The 16,578-nt window shown below is 69.1% G+C and carries 14 protein-coding genes; 3 read left to right on the top strand and 11 right to left on the bottom strand.

Annotated elements, in window-relative coordinates:
* Positions 1-20 precede the first annotated feature (20 nt).
* The 5 genes from H3O04_RS05020 to H3O04_RS05040 are packed head-to-tail and all read right to left on the bottom strand — an operon-like array spanning position 21 to position 5,503.
* Positions 21-896 carry an amidohydrolase family protein gene (locus H3O04_RS05020; RefSeq protein WP_202587251.1) on the bottom strand — a complete coding sequence of 292 codons (876 nt, stop codon included), beginning with the start codon at positions 894-896 and terminating at the stop codon, positions 21-23.
* Positions 893-1,909 (bottom strand): aldo/keto reductase, encoded by a 1,017-nt coding sequence (locus H3O04_RS05025; protein ID WP_105798066.1) that lies wholly within the window; start codon positions 1,907-1,909, stop codon positions 893-895. Before H3O04_RS05025 ends, H3O04_RS05020 begins: the two co-directional genes overlap by 4 nt.
* Before the next feature lie 35 nt (positions 1,910-1,944).
* Positions 1,945-2,892 (bottom strand): ABC transporter substrate-binding protein, encoded by a 948-nt coding sequence (locus H3O04_RS05030; protein WP_011549866.1) that lies wholly within the window; start codon positions 2,890-2,892, stop codon positions 1,945-1,947.
* 42 nt (positions 2,893-2,934) lie between these two features.
* Positions 2,935-3,966, bottom strand: coding sequence for an ABC transporter permease (locus tag H3O04_RS05035; protein ID WP_124476507.1), 1,032 nt, complete (start codon positions 3,964-3,966; stop codon positions 2,935-2,937).
* Positions 3,959-5,503, bottom strand: a complete 1,545-nt coding sequence (locus H3O04_RS05040) for a sugar ABC transporter ATP-binding protein (RefSeq protein ID WP_202587252.1) — start codon at positions 5,501-5,503, stop codon at positions 3,959-3,961. Before H3O04_RS05040 ends, H3O04_RS05035 begins: the two co-directional genes overlap by 8 nt.
* 232 nt (positions 5,504-5,735) lie before the next feature.
* Here H3O04_RS05040 and H3O04_RS05045 point away from each other — a divergent pair, with 232 nt between their 5' ends.
* Positions 5,736-6,437, top strand: coding sequence for a FadR/GntR family transcriptional regulator (locus tag H3O04_RS05045; RefSeq protein ID WP_011549869.1), 702 nt, complete (start codon positions 5,736-5,738; stop codon positions 6,435-6,437).
* Between the two features lie 448 nt (positions 6,438-6,885).
* Positions 6,886-8,991, top strand: a complete 2,106-nt coding sequence (locus H3O04_RS05050) for a TonB-dependent siderophore receptor (RefSeq protein ID WP_202587253.1) — start codon at positions 6,886-6,888, stop codon at positions 8,989-8,991.
* 31 nt (positions 8,992-9,022) lie between these two features.
* Here H3O04_RS05050 and H3O04_RS05055 read toward each other — a convergent pair whose 3' ends face one another.
* The 6 genes from H3O04_RS05055 to H3O04_RS05080 all read right to left on the bottom strand — a co-directional run bounded on the left by H3O04_RS05055 (position 9,023) and on the right by H3O04_RS05080 (position 15,983).
* Positions 9,023-10,276, bottom strand: coding sequence for an arsenic transporter (locus tag H3O04_RS05055; protein ID WP_202587254.1), 1,254 nt, complete (start codon positions 10,274-10,276; stop codon positions 9,023-9,025).
* A 37-nt stretch (positions 10,277-10,313) separates the two neighbouring features.
* The gene (locus H3O04_RS05060) at positions 10,314-11,579 is read right to left on the bottom strand and encodes an MFS transporter (RefSeq protein WP_202587255.1); all 1,266 of its coding nucleotides are present in this window, start codon (positions 11,577-11,579) and stop codon (positions 10,314-10,316) included.
* 21 nt (positions 11,580-11,600) lie between these two features.
* Positions 11,601-12,149, bottom strand: coding sequence for a hypothetical protein (locus H3O04_RS05065; protein ID WP_202587256.1), 549 nt, complete (start codon positions 12,147-12,149; stop codon positions 11,601-11,603).
* Positions 12,150-12,192: 43 nt separating this feature from the next.
* Positions 12,193-12,765: a hypothetical protein gene (locus tag H3O04_RS05070; RefSeq protein ID WP_226134514.1), complete on the bottom strand. Its 573-nt coding sequence runs from the start codon at positions 12,763-12,765 to the stop codon at positions 12,193-12,195.
* Between the two features lie 369 nt (positions 12,766-13,134).
* A complete protein-coding gene (locus tag H3O04_RS05075) occupies positions 13,135-14,511 on the bottom strand; it encodes a sigma-54-dependent transcriptional regulator (protein ID WP_202587258.1) in 1,377 nt (458 codons plus the stop codon).
* On the bottom strand, positions 14,493-15,983 hold the full coding sequence (locus H3O04_RS05080) for a sensor histidine kinase (protein ID WP_202587259.1): 1,491 nt from the start codon (positions 15,981-15,983) through the stop codon (positions 14,493-14,495). The genes H3O04_RS05075 and H3O04_RS05080 overlap by 19 nt, the downstream gene beginning before the upstream one ends.
* Before the next feature lie 171 nt (positions 15,984-16,154).
* On the opposite strand from H3O04_RS05080, the gene H3O04_RS05085 reads away from it, so the two are divergent.
* Complete coding sequence (locus H3O04_RS05085) at positions 16,155-16,574, top strand: alginate lyase family protein (RefSeq protein ID WP_237666180.1); 420 nt, start codon at positions 16,155-16,157, stop codon at positions 16,572-16,574.
* Positions 16,575-16,578 lie beyond the last annotated feature (4 nt).

A 16,578-nucleotide genomic window follows, 5' to 3' on the forward strand; every position in this document is an offset into this window, starting at 1 on the left:
GGTTTTCCTTTCGTTCGGGTTCATTCGTCGTGGCGTGCGGTGTCGATCCGGTAGAAGCGCCGTGCGTTACCGCCGAAGAGGTCGGGCAATGCCGCGGAGCCGAGCAGTTGCGCGCAATCGTCCTCGCACGCGGCCAGCCATTCGCCGTAGCCGCCGCATGCCGATGCCAGCCGCAGCACCGGCCAGTCGCTGCCCCACATCAGACGCGTCGGCCCGAACAGTTCGGCCAGCGCGTGGACATACGGCCGCGTGCGCGTGCGGACGGCATCGGGGCCGGCCGACGGCCCCGCTTCGGTCCAGAGACCGGACAGCTTGCAGTGAAGGTTCGGCAGGCGCGCGAGCCGGGTCATCGCCGATAGCCACGGCTGCAATTCGCCGCGCTCGATGAACGGCTTCGCGCCGTGGTCGATCACGATCGGCAGCTCCGGATGGCGTCGCGCGAATGCGTGCAGCGCATCGAGATGGCGCGGCATCACGAGTGCATCGAAACCCAGCCCGTGCTCGAGCATCGCGGCGACCGCGCGATCCAGGCGCGGATCGTCGATCCATGCGTCGTCGGGCAGATCCTGCAGCATCGGTCGCAAGCCGCGCGCTTTCGGTGCGGCCGCGAATGCTGCGATCCGCGCCGGTGCGTCGTCGGCCTTCAGGTCGACCCAGCCGACCACGGCGCCGACGGTCGGCGTGTCAACCGCGAGATCGAGCAGAAAGCGCGTGTCGGCTTCGCTCGGCAGCGATTGCACGAGGACGGTGGTATCGATGCGCGCGGCGTCGAGCAGCGGCGCCAGATCGGCGGGGCCGAAATCCCGGTGAATCGCATCGAGTTCGGCCGGCGGCCAGCAGCCGGCCCGCGCGCCGATTCGCCAGTAGTGCTGATGGGCGTCGATCCGCGTGGTCATGCGCAGGCTCCCGGAACCGGCGCGTGCGCCGCGATCAACCCTTCGTCGCGCAACGCATCCCACAGTTCGGCCGGCGCGAGGCGCTCGAACCAGTCGATGTTCTGCTTCAACTGGGCCACGCTGCGCGCGCCGATCACGCACGACACGACGGCCGGATGGCCGAACGGGAACTGCAACGCGGCGGCGGGAAGCGGCACGTCGAAGCGCTTGCACAGCGCGCCGAGCCGAGCCGCCTTGTCGATCACGTCGGCGCTCGCATCCGCATAGTTGAACTTGCCGTTGCCGGCGAGCAGGCCTGAATTGAACACGCCGCCGATCACGATCGCCGTCCCTTGCCGGGCGCACGCGTCGAGCAGCGGTTCGAGCGCCGTCTGTTCGAGCAGCGTGTAGCGGCCGGCCAGCAGCACGGCGTCGAGCACCGCTTCGTTCAACGCGTCGGCCGCGACTTCCCATTCGTTCACGCCGAGACCGAACCCGCCGATCTCGCCGCCCGAGCGCAGCGCATCCAGCGCGCGAAACCCGCCGCCGCGGGTCAACTGCGCCCAGTAGTGCGCGTGACGATCGCCATGCGTCATCGCGCCGATGTCGTGCACGTACAGCATGTCGATCCGCGCGAGCCCGAGCCGTTGCCGGCTGTCGTCGTACGAGCGCATGATGCCGTCGTAGCTGTAGTCGTAGACCGGCCGGAACGGCAGCGGCTCGGCCCAGCCGTCATCGCCCGGCCGCACGCTCGCGTCGGCGCGCATCAGCCGCCCGACCTTCGTGCTGAGCGTGAAGGCGCCGCGCTCGCGCGGGGCGAGCCCCGCCCCCACGCGCCGCTCGGACAGCGTGTAGCCGTAATACGGCGCGGTGTCGAAATAGCGCAGGCCGGCCGCCCACGCGGCATCGACGAGGGCTGCGGCATCGGCGGCCGACATCGGCCGATAAAGGCCGCCGAGCTGCGAGCAGCCGAGGCCGAGTGCGGACACCGTCAGCCCGCTGCGCGGCAAGGTGCGCGTATCGTTTGCGTTCATGAGGCGTGACCGGTTACGGGAAGGAGACACGGCGATCAGTACAGGACGTTCTTCGCCGCCTGCGAATCGAGGTTCTGCTTGTCGACCATCACGACGCCGGTATCGATCAGCTTCGGCGCGGGCTTGCGCTCGATGACGTCGAGCGCCGTGCGCACGCCCTGGTTCCCCATCTGCCACGAGCCCTGCACGGCGATCGCCTGCACGGTGCCGTCGCGCACGAAGCCCTGCAGGTCCTCGTTGCCGTCGAACCCGATCGCCACCACCTTGCCCGCCTTGCCCGACTGCTTCAGCGCCCGGCCCATGCCGACCGCGGTCGGCTCGTTCGCGCCGAAGATGCCCTTCAGGTCCGGGTTCGCCGACAGCACGTCGGTCGTCTGGTTCAGCGCGGTCGCCATTTGCGATTGCGAGTAGTACGGGCCGACGACCTGCAGCTTCGAGTGGCTTTCGATGTACTTGCGGAACCCGCCGACGCGGCTGACCTCGGACCCCGCGCCCGGCACGTACGACATGATCGCGATCTTGCCGGACTGCCCGACGCGGTCGATCAGCGCCTTCGCGCACAGCGCGCCCGCCTTCTCGTTGTCGGTCGACAGGAACGCCTGGTAGTACGGTTTGCCGGCGTCGGCGATCGCCGAGTCGATCAGCACGACGGGAATGTGCGCTTCCCACGCCTTCTTGATCGCGGGCACGAGCGCATCGGGATCGGACGGCGCGAGCACGATGCCCGCCACATGACGCGTGACCGCGTTGTCGACCATGTTGACCTGCCCGCTGATGTCCGACTCGGCCGCCGGCCCCTGGAACGTCATCGTGTAGCCCTTGGCGCCGTCGAGCGCCGCCTTCGCGCCTTTCTGCACGTTCTGCCAGTAGTTCGAATTGACCGTCTTGACGATCACCGCGATCTCGCCGCCCGCCGCATACGCGCCGCTGCTGCACACCGCGAACACGCACGCCGATGCCGCCAGCAGGATGGATTTGTTCATGTCTCGCTCCGCTTCTCGTTGGTAGGGACTGCTTGCTGCCGGTCAGGGCCGGCGATTGCGCAACTGGTCGATCCACACCGTGCCGAGGATCACGACGCCGATGATGATCTGCTGGATGAAGCTCGACACGCCGTTCATGTTCAGGCCGTTGCGCAGCACGCCGATCACGAACGCGCCGATCGCCGTGCCGGAAATCGTGCCGACGCCGCCCATCAGCGACGTGCCGCCGATGACCGAGCTGGCGATCGCGTCGAGCTCGTACATCACCCCTTCGTTCGGTTGCCCGGTGACGAGCCGCGACATCAGCACGCAGCCGGTCACGCCCGCGAGCGCGCCGGACAGCACGTAGGTGAACAGCTTCACGCCCTGCACGTTCACGCCCGACAGCCGGGCCGCTTCCGCGTTCGAGCCGACCGCATAGATGTGACGGCCGAGCGACGTTCTCGACAGCAGGACCGACACCACGACGAACAGCACGACCATGATCACGACCGGATACGGAATGCCGGGAAAGGTCGTGTCGGGGAACCCGTCCGCGCCGATCCGCGAGATCCGCAGCAGCGCGCCGTTGCCAAGCGCGCCGAACGCGTCGCCGAGATCCGATACCGGCCGGGCACCGGTGATCTGGAGCGCGATGCCGCGCGCGACGAGCATCATGCCGAGCGTCGCGATGAACGGCGGCAGGCCCATCTGCGTCACGCAGATGCCGTTGACGAGCCCGCACAGCGCGCCGACCAGGATGCCGGCCGCCATCGCGGCGGGCACCGGCACGCCGGCCTTGACCAGCAGCGCGGCGCAGACGCCGGCCAGCGCGAGCACCGAGCCGACCGACAGGTCGATGCCGCCGGTGATGATCACGCAGGTGGCGGCCACGCCCAGATAGGCGATGGACGTGACCTGCAGGCCGACGGTCATCAGGTTGTCGACCGAGAAGAACGCCGCGCTCGATATCGAGAACGCGAACACGAGCACGACGAGACTGCCCAGCGCCGCGAACTTCTGGATCAGGTCGCGCCGCCGCTGTCGCGCCGCCCGTTCGTCGGCCTGGCTTCGCTCGGATGTCATTTCAAGCATGGGAACGCCCCGACGCGTAGTGCATGATCTCCTCCTGACTGGTGTGTTTCGTATCGAGAATGGCGGTCATTCGACCTTCATGAAAAACGGCGATCCGGTCGGTCATGCCGAGCAGTTCGGGCAGTTCCGAACTGATCAGCACCACGCCGACGCCGTCGGCGGCGAGCCGGTCCATCAGCCCGTAGATCGCGAATTTGGCGCCGACGTCGATTCCGCGCGTCGGCTCGTCGAAGAACAGGATCTTCGAGCCGCGATACAGCCATTTGCCGATGACGACCTTCTGCTGGTTGCCGCCGGACAGGTTGCGCACGCGCTGGTGCACGGACGGCGTGCGAATCGCCAGGTCCTGCACGTAGCGGCGCGCCACGTCGATCTCGTCGTCGAAACGCAGGAATCCGAAGCGCGATGCGATGCCGCGCACGTTCGCGAGCGTGAGATTCGCCGCGACCGGCATCGGCAGCGCGAGCCCTTCCTTCTTGCGGTCCTCCGACAGATACGCGATGCCGTGCCGGATCGCCTCGCGTGGCGACCGGATCGTCACGGCCCGGCCGTGCAGCGCGATCGTGCCGCCGTCGGGGCGGTCGGCGCCGAAAATCGCGCGCGCGATCTCGGTGCGCCCGGCGCCCATCAATCCCGCGAAACCGAGGATCTCGCCACGGCGCAGCGCGAACGACACCGGCCCGAACACACCCTCGCGACGCAGGTCCCGCACGTCGAGCAGCACGTCGTCGGTCGGCACCGATTGCCGCGACGGATAGGCGTCGTCGAGCGTCCGCCCCACCATGCGCGCGACGATGTCGTCGATGCTCACGTCGGCGAAATCGTCCGTCGAGATGTGACGCCCGTCGCGCAGCACCGTCACGCGATCGACGATCTGCGCCATTTCGTCGAGCCGGTGCGAGATATACAGAATCGCCACGCCGTCGGCGCGCAGCTCCTCGATGATGCGAAACAACTGCACCGTTTCCGCTTCCGTCAGCGACGACGTGGGTTCGTCCATGATCAGCACGCGCGCATCGTGCGACAGCGCCTTCGCGATCTCGACCATCTGCTGCTGCGCGATGGACAGCACGCCGACCTTCGTCGTCGGCGCGACGTTCAGGCCGATGCGCGCGATGCAGCGCGCCGCGTCCGCATTCATGCGTTTCGTATCGACGAACGGCCCGCGCCGCGGCTCGCGCGCGAGGAACAGGTTCTCCGCCACGCTCAGGTGCGGGACGAGATTGAGTTCCTGGTGGATGATCGAGATGCCGGCCGCCTGCGCTTCGGAGGCCGAACGAAACCGCACCGGCGCGCCGCGATAGTGAACGACACCCTCGTCGGGCAGGTATTGGCCGCTGATGATCTTCATCAGCGTGGATTTGCCCGCGCCGTTTTCGCCGCACACCGCATGCACCTCCCCGCGGCGCAGGTCGAGGCGAATCCCGTCGAGCGCGAGGACGCCCGGGAAGCGCTTGCGAATCCCGTCCAGGCGCAGGATCTCCCGGTCGGCTTCGTCGTGCACAGCCTGACCGGGCAGATTGCGAGGCATTGCCATTGCGTCTCCTTGGGGTGGATCGACCTCGACACCACCTGGTCAGTCCAATTTGGATGAATTACAGCAATCAAACTCATTTTGGTCAAGCCAATTTAACTATTCACATCTGATCTTACCAATGGTGAAAACCCGGACATCCGGATGAACGCGCCGCCGCACGGGGCGATGCAGCAGCGTGATAGACTCCGCGACACGCGCTTGCGCCCAAAGCGCCTTGATCCCGATCCATCGAATGAAATCGACAGAACCCAAGCGGCTTTACCAATCGGTCGCGGCCCAGATCGTCGCGCTGATTCGTCAGGGCGAATTCGCGATCGGCGAGCGGTTGCCGCCGGAGCGCGAGCTGGCGCTGACGCTCGGCGTATCGCGCCCGTCGCTGCGCGAGGCGCTGATCGCGCTGGAAATCGGCGGCCAGATCGAAATCCGGATGGGCTCCGGTGTCTATGTGCGCGACACGGCGGCCGACGACGTCGGCCCGATGGCCACGCTCGGCGACAGTCCGTCGGAATTGATGCAGGCCCGCGCGGCCGTCGAAGGCAGCGTCGCCGCGCTGGCCGCCGCGCGGATGACGGCCGCGATGCTCGAGCGCCTGCGCCGCACCGTGCAGCGGATGAAGCGGCTCGCGGAGGCTGGGAAATCGCCGGTCGAAGCCGACCGGCAGTTCCACATGCTGATCGCGGAAGCCGCCGGCAATTCGGTGCTGACCCGCTTCGTCGGCGAGCTGTTCGACAGCCGCCACGACCCGATCGCCGCCGCCATGCGCGGTCACGCGGAAAATCCGCAGACCTGGACCGCCGCCGTGCGCGAGCACGAGGACGTGCTGCTCGCGCTGCAGGCCGGCGACCCGATCGCGGCCCAGACGGCGATTCGCGCGCATCTTCGTGCGTCCGAAGCGCGCTGGATCGAGGGTGGGTTGAAAGCCGATCCGGATTGACCGCGTACCGGCGCCGGCACGCTCGTCGTCGCACGACGACGGACGGCATCACGGGACGAACGGCGTCGATCTTCATGCAACCCGCTGATGCGTGCTTCGAAAACGCGCGGCCCACACGACACGCGCGTCGGCGTTACGTCGCTTGACGTCGCCTTGCCGAATCGAGCAATACAGGCCGCAATGAACCGGGCATTGCCGATCGGCGCGTTCCCCTAAACGACGAACAGCCCCCTCCCGGACGCCGCTAAAGCCACAATTCCGCGCATTCCGCGCATTCCGCGACTGCCGCCGCGCCGTCCGGAGTCCTGTCCATCACCCATCTCAAAATTACGATTGCAAATGCCTCTCATTTGCATTAAATTGCCGCGCAAATGTACTGTTTGGAACACAGATGTCGGCGCAAGGCCGCCCGCCGTGCCCGAACGCGAACGACACGAAAGGGAGAGGTATGAGCAGGAGGAACTGGGCGGCCGCACCGATGGCCATCGTCGTCGGCACGACCGGCGTGGGCGCAGCCGACGCGCAGGAAACGGCGCTGCCCACCATCGAGGTCTCCGCGCAACGCGCGGCGGCGCCGTTTCGCACGCGCGAATCGACGAGTGCGACGCGCAGCGAGGCGGACGTGATGGAGATTCCGTTCGCGGTCAGCAGCGTCGACACGAAGCTGATTCAGACCGTGGCCGCCACGCGCGGCGACGATCTTTACGACTGGGTCGCGGGCGTCTCGCGCCAGAACAACTTCGGCGGCCTGTGGGACAACTACGCGGTGCGCGGCTTCGCCGGCGACGGCAACACGTCGGGCACCGACTACCTGGTCAACGGTTTCTCGTGGAATCGCGGGATGAGCGTGCCGCGCGACACCGTCAACCTCGAGCGCATGGAAGTGCTCAAGGGGCCGGCGTCCGCGCTGTACGGCCGCGGCGATCCGGGCGGGATCATCAGCTATACGACGAAGCAGCCGCAGTTCGCCCGCGCGAACACCATCGGCGTGTCGGCCGGCAGCTACGGCGCGTTGCGCCAGACACTCGATTCGACGGGCCCCATCACGAAATCGCTCGCGTACCGCTTCGTCGCGATGAACGAGAACAACGGCAGCTTCCGCGATACGGTGTCGAGCAAACGCTACCTGTTCTCGCCGTCGTTCACGTGGGACATCGGCGCGGACACGACGCTCCACTACGAATTCGAGAGCGCGCGTCAGCGCGCGCCGCTCGATCGCGGCGTGCTGGCGGTCAACGGGCAGCTCGGCGTGATCCCCGCGTCGCGCTTTCTCGGTGAGCCGCGCGACGGCGACTACGACGTGCGCAACACGGGCCACCAGTTCACGCTCGAGCATCGCATCGATTCAAGCTGGTCGATCAATGCCGGCGTCGCGCAACGCAACACCGACCTGACGGGGCGCTCGTCCGAGGCCTTCGCATTGCAGCCGGACGGCCGCACGCTGTGGCGCCGCTACCGGCAGGTCGCGTTTCACTCGAACGACCTGCAAGGCCGCGTCGAAACCACCGGCGCGTTCCGCACGGGCAGCATCGGCCATACGCTCGTGATGGGCGTCGACGCGTATCGCTTCAACTACGACCAGTTCGTCACGCGCTCCACGCCGAGCGCCGCCGCGCCGTATGCGATCGACATCTTCGATCCGGTCTACGGCCAGCCCGCACCGACGCCGCGCACCGCGACCAACCTGCTCGAACGCGACGACGGACAAGGCGTCTACGCGCAGGACACGCTCGCGTTCGGGCCGCACTGGAAAATCCTGGCCGGGCTGCGCTGGGATCGCTTCCACCAGTCGATCGACAACCGCCTGAAGGGTGTGACGACGAGCCAGTTGCAGACCGCGCTGAGCCCGCGTATCGGCGTCGTGTATGAAATGAGCCCCGCGTGGTCGTTCTATGCGAACACCGCGTATTCGTTCCGGCCGAACAACGGTGCCGACATCAACGGCCGCGCGTTCGATCCCGAAAAGGGCCACGGCTACGAAGCTGGCGCGAAATGGGCCGGCGCGCGCTGGCTCACGACCGTCTCAGCGTTCTACGTGACCAAGCGCAACGTACTCACCGCCGATCCGGCGAATGCCGGCTTCTCGCGCGCGGCCGGCGAAGTGCGTAGCCGCGGCATCGAGTTCGAATGGAGCGGCGACCTCGGTCACGGCCTGCGCGGCATCGCGAACCTCGCGTACGTCGACGCCGAGGTCACGCGCGATTCGGTGCTGGCGCCCGGTTCGCGCCTCGTCGACGTACCGCGGCTGAGCGGCAGCGCGCTGCTGATGTACGAGACGACCCTGCCGTTCGCGGACAAGGCCGGCGCGGGTGCCGGCGTGATCTACGTCGGGCGCCGCGCCGGCAACACGGCCAACACGCAGGACGGCTTCGAGCTGCCGGCCTACGCGACCGTGCAGCTCAACGGTTACGTGCAGGTCAACAAGCACCTGCGTGCGTCGGTCGTGCTGAACAACCTGTTCAACCGCACCACCTACGTCAGCTCGTACAACAGCCTGTGGGTCACGCCGGGCGCGCCGCGCAGCCTGTTCGCGTCGCTCGCCTACTCGTTCTAGGGCAGCCGCGGCGGCTGACCGGCATCGCCCGTCAGCCGCCGACCACGAACCGCGCGCCCAGCGCGAACAACAGCGCCGGCGGCATCACGCACGCCCCGACCGCAAGGAATGCGCGGAAACCGACCTGCAGCCCTTCGCGCCGGATCGCCGCGAGCCATAGAATCGTCGCGAGCGAACCGGTGACGGACAGGTTCGGGCCGAGATCGACGCCGATCAGAATCGCGTCGACCACCGTTTGCGGGCTGTGCGCGGCCTGGATCGTCGAGCTCGCGATCAGCCCGGCAGGCAGATTGTTGACCCCGTTCGACACCAGCGCGACCGCGACGCCGGCCACGGCCGCGGCGACGTGCTCGCCGCTTTGCATCAGCGTATGCAGCAGCCCGGCCAGCACGCGCACCGCGCCGGTCCGGTCGAGCGTCTCGACGACGACGAACAATCCTGCGACGAGCGGCGGCACGCTCCATGAAATCGCGCGAACGATCGGCACGCAGGCCGCGCGATCCCGCATCACCACGCACGCGACCGTGACGCCCCCCGCCAGCGCGGTCGGCAACCCGAGCGGGCGGTCGAACACCGACACCGTCATCAGCGCGACGGCCGTTGCGGCAATGCCGGCCAGCGCGATGCGTCCGCCGCTCGTCAGCGCCTGCACCGGCAGCCCCGACTCGCAACGGCCGGCAAGCGCACGTCGCTGCACGATCCTCAGCATGACGAACGTGCACGCGATCGACGCGACGGACGGCGCCGCGAAGTGCGCGAGCCATGCGCCGAGCGCCGGCATGTGCGCGCCGTACAGCACCAGATTCGCCGGATTCGAAATCGGCAGCACGAAACTCGCGGCATTGGCGACGAGCGCGCAGCTGTACAGCAGCGGCATCGGATCGGCCTTCGCGCGGCGAGCGGCGGCCAGGATCGCGGGTGTCAGCACGACGGCGGTCGCATCGTTCGACAGGAACACCGTGGTGACGACGCCGACGCCGTAGATCAGCGCGAACAACCGCCGCGGCGAGCCCTGCGCGAGATTGACGACGTGCGTCGCGACCCAGTCGAACAGCCCCTCGCGACGAGCCGCCTCGGACAGCAGCATCATGCCCGTCAGAAAGAGGTACACGTCGCCGCCTTTCGCGACGGCGTCCAGCGCCTGCGCGACGGGCAACAGGTTCAACACGACCAGCAGCAGCGCGCCGCTCACGGCCCAGATGGCTTCGGGCCAGCCGAACGGGCGCGTGATGACGCCCGCGGTGGCGAGCGCGGAAATCAGCCAGGCAAGCGAAACAGGATTCATGGGCAAGTGGATGGAGGCATGGGAATCGACATCGCTTTCACAATGATGTCGCCGACAAGTCGGCCGGCTTGCCGCATACGCTGCTCAGCGAGCGCGCGTGACCGAGCCACAGCGCGAGCGAGCCCGTCGACACGGCGCCCAGTACGACGAACGCGGCCGGATAACCGAAGTGCTGCGCGAGCACGCCGCCCAGCACGGGGCTGAGCGCCGCGCCGATACCCTGCGCGGTCGCGACGGCGCCCTGCCCGGCATTCACGCGGCCAGAGCCATGCAGCAGCCGAACCACGAGCGCGGGCACGACCACGCTTTGCAGGCCGGCGCCGATGCCGTCGAGCACCTGCACCGGCCACACGCCCGCTTCGCTCATCCACGCCGCGGCGACCACCCCGCGCACCGGCAGCACGAGGTACGAGAACAGCAGCACCCGCCAGTAACCGTGCGAGCGAATCAGCCGGGGCGCGAGCCACGCCGCCGCGACCATCACGAACTGCGCGATGACGATGGTCTGTGCGGTGAACGCGCTCGGATTGCTGCGATGCGTGACGACGACGCCCATCCCGTAGAGCGGCAGCATCGCGGCGTTGCCGAGATGAAACAGCGCGAGCGACGCACCGAGCAGCACCAGCGGCCGGTTTTCGGCGAGCGTGCGCAGACCGCTGACGCGCGACGTCGGCGCCGCGCCGGACGCATCGGGATGCGCGGCATCCGTGCCCGGTGTGACGCCGGCAGGATCGAGACCACGGGCGGACGCATGATCGATCGCCTGCCCGGGAATCGCCAGCGTGCTCACGATGGCGAGGACCGTAAACACGCCGACGAGCGCGAACACGGCATCGAATCCGGCATGCCAGCCGAGCCACCCCGCGAGCGCCGCCCCGACGACGTTGCCGGCGTGGTTCGCCATCTGGTTGCGCCCGAACTGCCGGTCGAACCCCTGCCGCCGCACGATGCCGAGCGTCACGCCCGCGACGGCCGGCGCGAGCGCCGCGCCGCTGACCGCGGCCAGGATTTGCGACGCCGCCACCGCCGGATAGCCGTGGACGAACATCAGCGCGAGCGACGCCAGTGCCGTCGCGGCGGCCGCGACGACGATCAGCGCCCGCTTCGCGCGCACCGCGTCGACGAGCGCGCCGGCCAACGGCGTCGCGGCCATCGCGGCGAGGCCGGCCAGCGTCATGACCGAGCCGATCGCATCGGCGCCCCAGCCGCGCGACAGCAGGATGACGCCGATGAACGGGCCGATGCCGGCCTGCACGTCGGCCAGGAAGAAGTTGAGCGCTTCGAGCGCGCGTGCCGCCCTCATGGTCGTCTCATCGTCGCACGATCATTCGGCATCCGCATCGACGAGCTCGGCGATCTCGCTCACGTCGAGCGTCGTGCCGTGCGGCGTAACGACGCCCTGCCCCCACGCCTGCACATGAACACCGGGACGCAGATAATCGTGCAGCGCTTCAGCTGCATGCGGCGGCACCCGCAGCGCGACGCCGCTCGTCAGCAACGCGCCGTTCAATTCGCCTTTCGGCCCATGCAGCCCGAACGCGACTTCGCCGTTCGATTCCATCGGCTGTCGAGCGGCGTGCGTCGGCTTCGGCGGCGCAGCGTGGGCGGGCCCGTCGTCGACGATGCCGACGCCGTCGCGCCCGGTCAGTTGCACGGCCGCGATCATCGCCGCGCGACGCGGCTTGACGCCCCGCACGCGGATGCGGTCACCGACCGCGACACGGCGCGCGAGTTCGCGGCCCAGATGCGGCGGCACGTGAACCTGCAGGTCGCCGTTCAGGATCAGGCCGTCGATTTCTCCGTGCGGATTGAGCAGGAACTGCGTGACGCGGCCGCGCGTTTCGGGCAGGCAGGCGGGATCGATCCAATGCATGGCAGGACTCCTTTCGATGGATGGGGGGAACAGCGTCGCGCGATCAGCGCGCGACATCGTCATAGAGATTCACGACATGGCCCGGCGCGCCGAACGCCGTCGCCTGCAGCGCTTCGCCGTATGCGTTGCGCGTGCCGTAGCCGACCGCGGCCACGCGCTCGCCGGGCGCGAGCAGCGCACCGAATTGCTGGGCGGCCGGCACGGTCAGCTTGACGATCGCTCCGCTGTCGAGCATCACGCCGTCCGGCTCGCCGCGCGGCGCGCGCGTCACGCGGCGCACGACGCCGGACACGCTCAGGCGGGCAAGGTTGACCCCGCGCAGCGTGGGCGGCACGGGCGCGACGGGCGCGGGCGGCTGATCTGACAGCGACGCGCCGGTGCCGTCGTTGCGGACCACGCGTGCGCGGATTTCATCGTCGACGCGTCGTTCGCCGGCTACCGTCACGCGGTCGCCCGTTTTCACGAGCGCGGTCAGTTGCGCACCGAGATGCGGCGGCAGACGGACGAGCGTGCCGTCGGTCAGCACGAAGCCGTCGACCGCCCCTTCCGGATTGATCGTCAGGCGCGACAGCGTGCCGGACACCAGCGCGTCGGAGGCGGTGTCGTTTCCGGGCATGGCAGGCACAAGCGCACGGGGCCGAGGAGGCGGCGGCGGCATGGCGCCGGCCGGGTCTTCCGCGCGCGGTGGGGGCGGCACCTGCGCCACGCTGACCGTTGCGACGGCAACGAGTGCGGCAGCGCAGAGCGTGCGATACGACCAGTGAACGGCGGCGCGGCACCGCGGCCGCGATCGGATGACAGGCAGGCACGAGTTCATGGCGGGCTCCGGCGACGGGTTGCGATGCATCGATATCCGCAATACCCGTGCCAACCTGCGGCGCACCGCGTGGCCGTGCGCCGAACGACGACGCGCGCCAAACCTGTCGGATTTCCCGACACATCGATTCACCGGATGTCGTCGATCCCGACAGTTGATGCGGCGTGGCTAGTCGTCCCGCTCGATCCCGAGATTCGCCATCCGCGCATAGAGCGACTGGCGGCCGATCCCGAGCTGCCTCGCGGCTTCCGCGCGATTGCCGTTCGCGCGCTCGAGCGCGTGCAGGATCGCCGCGCGCTCGACCGTCGCGAGCGCATCGGGCAGCGGCATGTCGAGCAGGTGCGCCGGCACCGCATCGGCGCCCGACTGGCGCGCCGGCACGGCGCCTAGGCCGAGATCGGCCGCGCTGACGGCCGGCCCGGGGGCGAGCGCGGCCGCCCGCTCCATCACGTTGCGCAGTTCGCGGACGTTGCCCGGCCAGCGGTGATCGAGCAGCGCGCGCTGAGCGTCGTTCGTCAGATGCAGCGCGCGCATGCCTGCCGCGCTGCCCAGGAAATGCGCGGCCAGCGGCAGGATGTCGGCCACACGCTCCGCGAGCGGCGGCAGGTGCAGCGGAATGACGTTCAGCCGATAGAAGAGATCTTCGCGGAACGTGCCGTCCGCGACGGCCGCGGCGAGATCGCGGTGCGTCGCGGCCACGACGCGAATGTCGATCGCCGTCGCGCGGTCCGCGCCGAGCGGCGTCACCTGGCGCTCCTGCAGCGCGCGCAGCAGCTTGGCCTGCATCGCGGCGGGCATGTCGCCGATCTCGTCGAGAAAGAGCGTGCCGCCGTCGGCCTCGACGAGGCGCCCCGCGCGATCGGCATGCGCCCCGGTAAACGCACCGCGACGATGCCCGAACAATTCGCTTTCGAGCAGATCGGCCGGAATGGCCGCGCAGTTGACGGCGACGAACGGCCCCGCATGGCGAGCCGATGCGGCATGCAGCACGCGCGCCGCCACCTCCTTGCCCGTGCCCGTCTCGCCGGTCAGGAGCACGGTTGCGTCGCTCATCGCGGCCCGGCCGATCTGCTTTTGCACGTCGCGCATCGCGGCGCTCACGCCCAGCAATCGCGGTCGGTCCGCGGAAGGTTCGCCCGCGAAACCGCTGTCGGAGGGCGCCGGCGCGGGCGGCTGATTCGCCGACACGATGCGTTCGAGCAGTTGCGCGATGTCCCGACGCCCGATCGGCTTCGTCAGGTGATCGAATGCGCCGAGCCGCATCGCTTCGATCGTGTTGTCGCTGGTCGCGTGGGCCGTCAGCATGACGACCGGAATCGCGGCCAGCGCGGGATCGTCACGCAGTTGCGCGAGCACGGCCAGCCCGTCCAGATCCGGCAGGCGGAAATCCAGAAAGACGCATTCGATGCCGCCGCCGTCGCGCAGCGCGCTGAGCGCGGCCCGACCGGATGCGGCCTCGACGGCCCGATGACCGAGATCGGCCAGCGTTTCGGCGAGGCCATCGCGAAAGGCCGCGTCGTCGTCGACTATGAGGATGTTTGCCATGGAATTTCAATCACGAATGCGGCGCCCCCGTCGAGGCGCGCGTGTCCGCCGTGCGCCGCCGCCACTTCGCGGACGACGGCAAGGCCGAGGCCCGTGCCGTCCGCGCGACCCGTCACGAACGGCTCGAAGATCCGCTCGCGCTGCGCGGCCGGCACCCCGGGGCCGCTGTCCGACACGGTGATGCACAGCCAGTCGCGCCCGGCGACCGCGCGCCGCTCGGCGGTGAGCGTGACCGCGCCGCCGTCGCCCGCATGGTGCAGCGCGTTGAGCAGCAGGTTGTCGAGCGCCCGGCGCATCTGGTCGGGATCGAAGGCCGGACGATCCGACGGCCACGCGAGCCATTCGCCCTGCCCCGCGAGCGACACCGTCAGGTCGATCGCTTGCCGCTGCGCCAGCTCGCGGTGCGCGTCGACGACCTGCGCGAGCCACGCGTCGACGTCGACGGGTGTCGCATGGGGGCGCACCGGCTGCGTCAGCGCGAGCAGGCTCGACAATTGCGCATCGATGCGCTCGATCTGCGCGAGGATCACGCGCAATGCGTCCTGCTGCCGCCGGCCGTCGCCGGCCAGCGCGTTTTCCGCCTTCAGCCGCATCGCGCCCATCGGATTGCGAATCTCGTGCGCGACCTGCGCGGCAAGCTTCCCCAGCATGCCGAAGCGTTCGGCCTGCGCGAGGCGCGTACGGAGTTCGTCGGCCTGCTGTTGCAGCCGGTCGGCGCGGCGTGCCCGCTCGTTGAACGCATCGATGACGCGGTCGAGATCGGGTTCGCCGACGTACGGCAGGTGATGTTCGCGACCGTCGGGCCCCAGCCCGCTCTCGATCCGCGCGAGATTGCGCTTCCAGCGGCGCAGCGCCACGGCCAGCGCCGCCGCGATCGCCAGAATCACCGCGAGCACGGCCGCGAGCCCCGTGGCCAGCAATTCCCCGTGCCGGCCCAGCGGCGGGCGCGCACGCGTCAGCATCCAGACATACAGCCCCGCGCCGCCGCGTACCGGACAGGCCGCCGCGATCACGGCATCCTGCGCGCCTTCGACGACGTTCGTCGTCGCGCCATGCGTCGCGGCCGCGGCATGCAGCGTGCGGAGGATCAGCGGCGTTTCGGCTTCCGGAACGTCGCGTTTGACGCTGCTGCCCTGATAAGTGGGAAAGGAATACGCGAGAAAGCCGCTCGCGTCGGGTGCGACGCCGGGCATCCAGAACCCGCCCTCCATGTCCGGCGCACGCGAGAGCACGATGTCGAGGATCGCGTGCATCAGATCCGGAGCGGGCCCGGCGCCCGCCGACGTGGAAGACGCGCCGTAACGCGACGCGACCGCTTCGCAGGCCGACGCGCCGGCGGCCTTCGCGCTGGCCACCTGCTGACTCTCGGCGGAATTCGCCGTGACCCAGACGACCGCGACCAGCGTCGCGCACAGCGCCGCGACGAGTGCCCAGAGCATGACGAGTTGGGTGGAAAACGACGGACGCTTCATCGGATCGGGCTGGCGGGTGAGGACGACAGAATAGCGTATTGCACGTCATGCGAAGCCGCCACGACCGCCATGCGTCGCACCGACGGCCGGCGGATCGGAACGGCAACGGCTCGCCGTGGAAAGCCTGGCGAAAGCCCCGGAGGCTAGACTGCCTTCGGTCCCGATTCCGGCTTGCTGCCGGTACGCGAAGGCATTCGCGACATCGGCCCGGACGGTTCGCTCGCACGCGAGGTGAAGCGCGGCGACCGCGCGCTCCACTATCACCCCTTCGCGCTGCTGCCGCTCGTGTTCGCGGCCGAACTCGTCCAGCGGCGCAACATCGATCTCTACCGCGAGAACGACGGCGCGATCGGCCGCCTCGCGAATCTCGTGATCGACGCGGTGGAAGATCCCGCGAGTTTCAGGAAAATCACGCCGATCAGGCAGGACCTGTTTCCGTGGACGTTCCGCGACGAACTGAGCTGGGTCGAGCCGTACTACGCCCGCTTTCACGATCGCCGCCTGCCGGCGATCATCGCGTCGCGCCGCCCGTTCAGCGAATGGCGGCTCGGCGGCAACGTGACGGCGGCGTGGGGCGCGCCGCTGCCATGACGCG

This window comes from Burkholderia sp. KCJ3K979, assembly GCF_016759955.1.
In the GTDB taxonomy this organism is placed as follows: domain Bacteria; phylum Pseudomonadota; class Gammaproteobacteria; order Burkholderiales; family Burkholderiaceae; genus Burkholderia; species Burkholderia orbicola.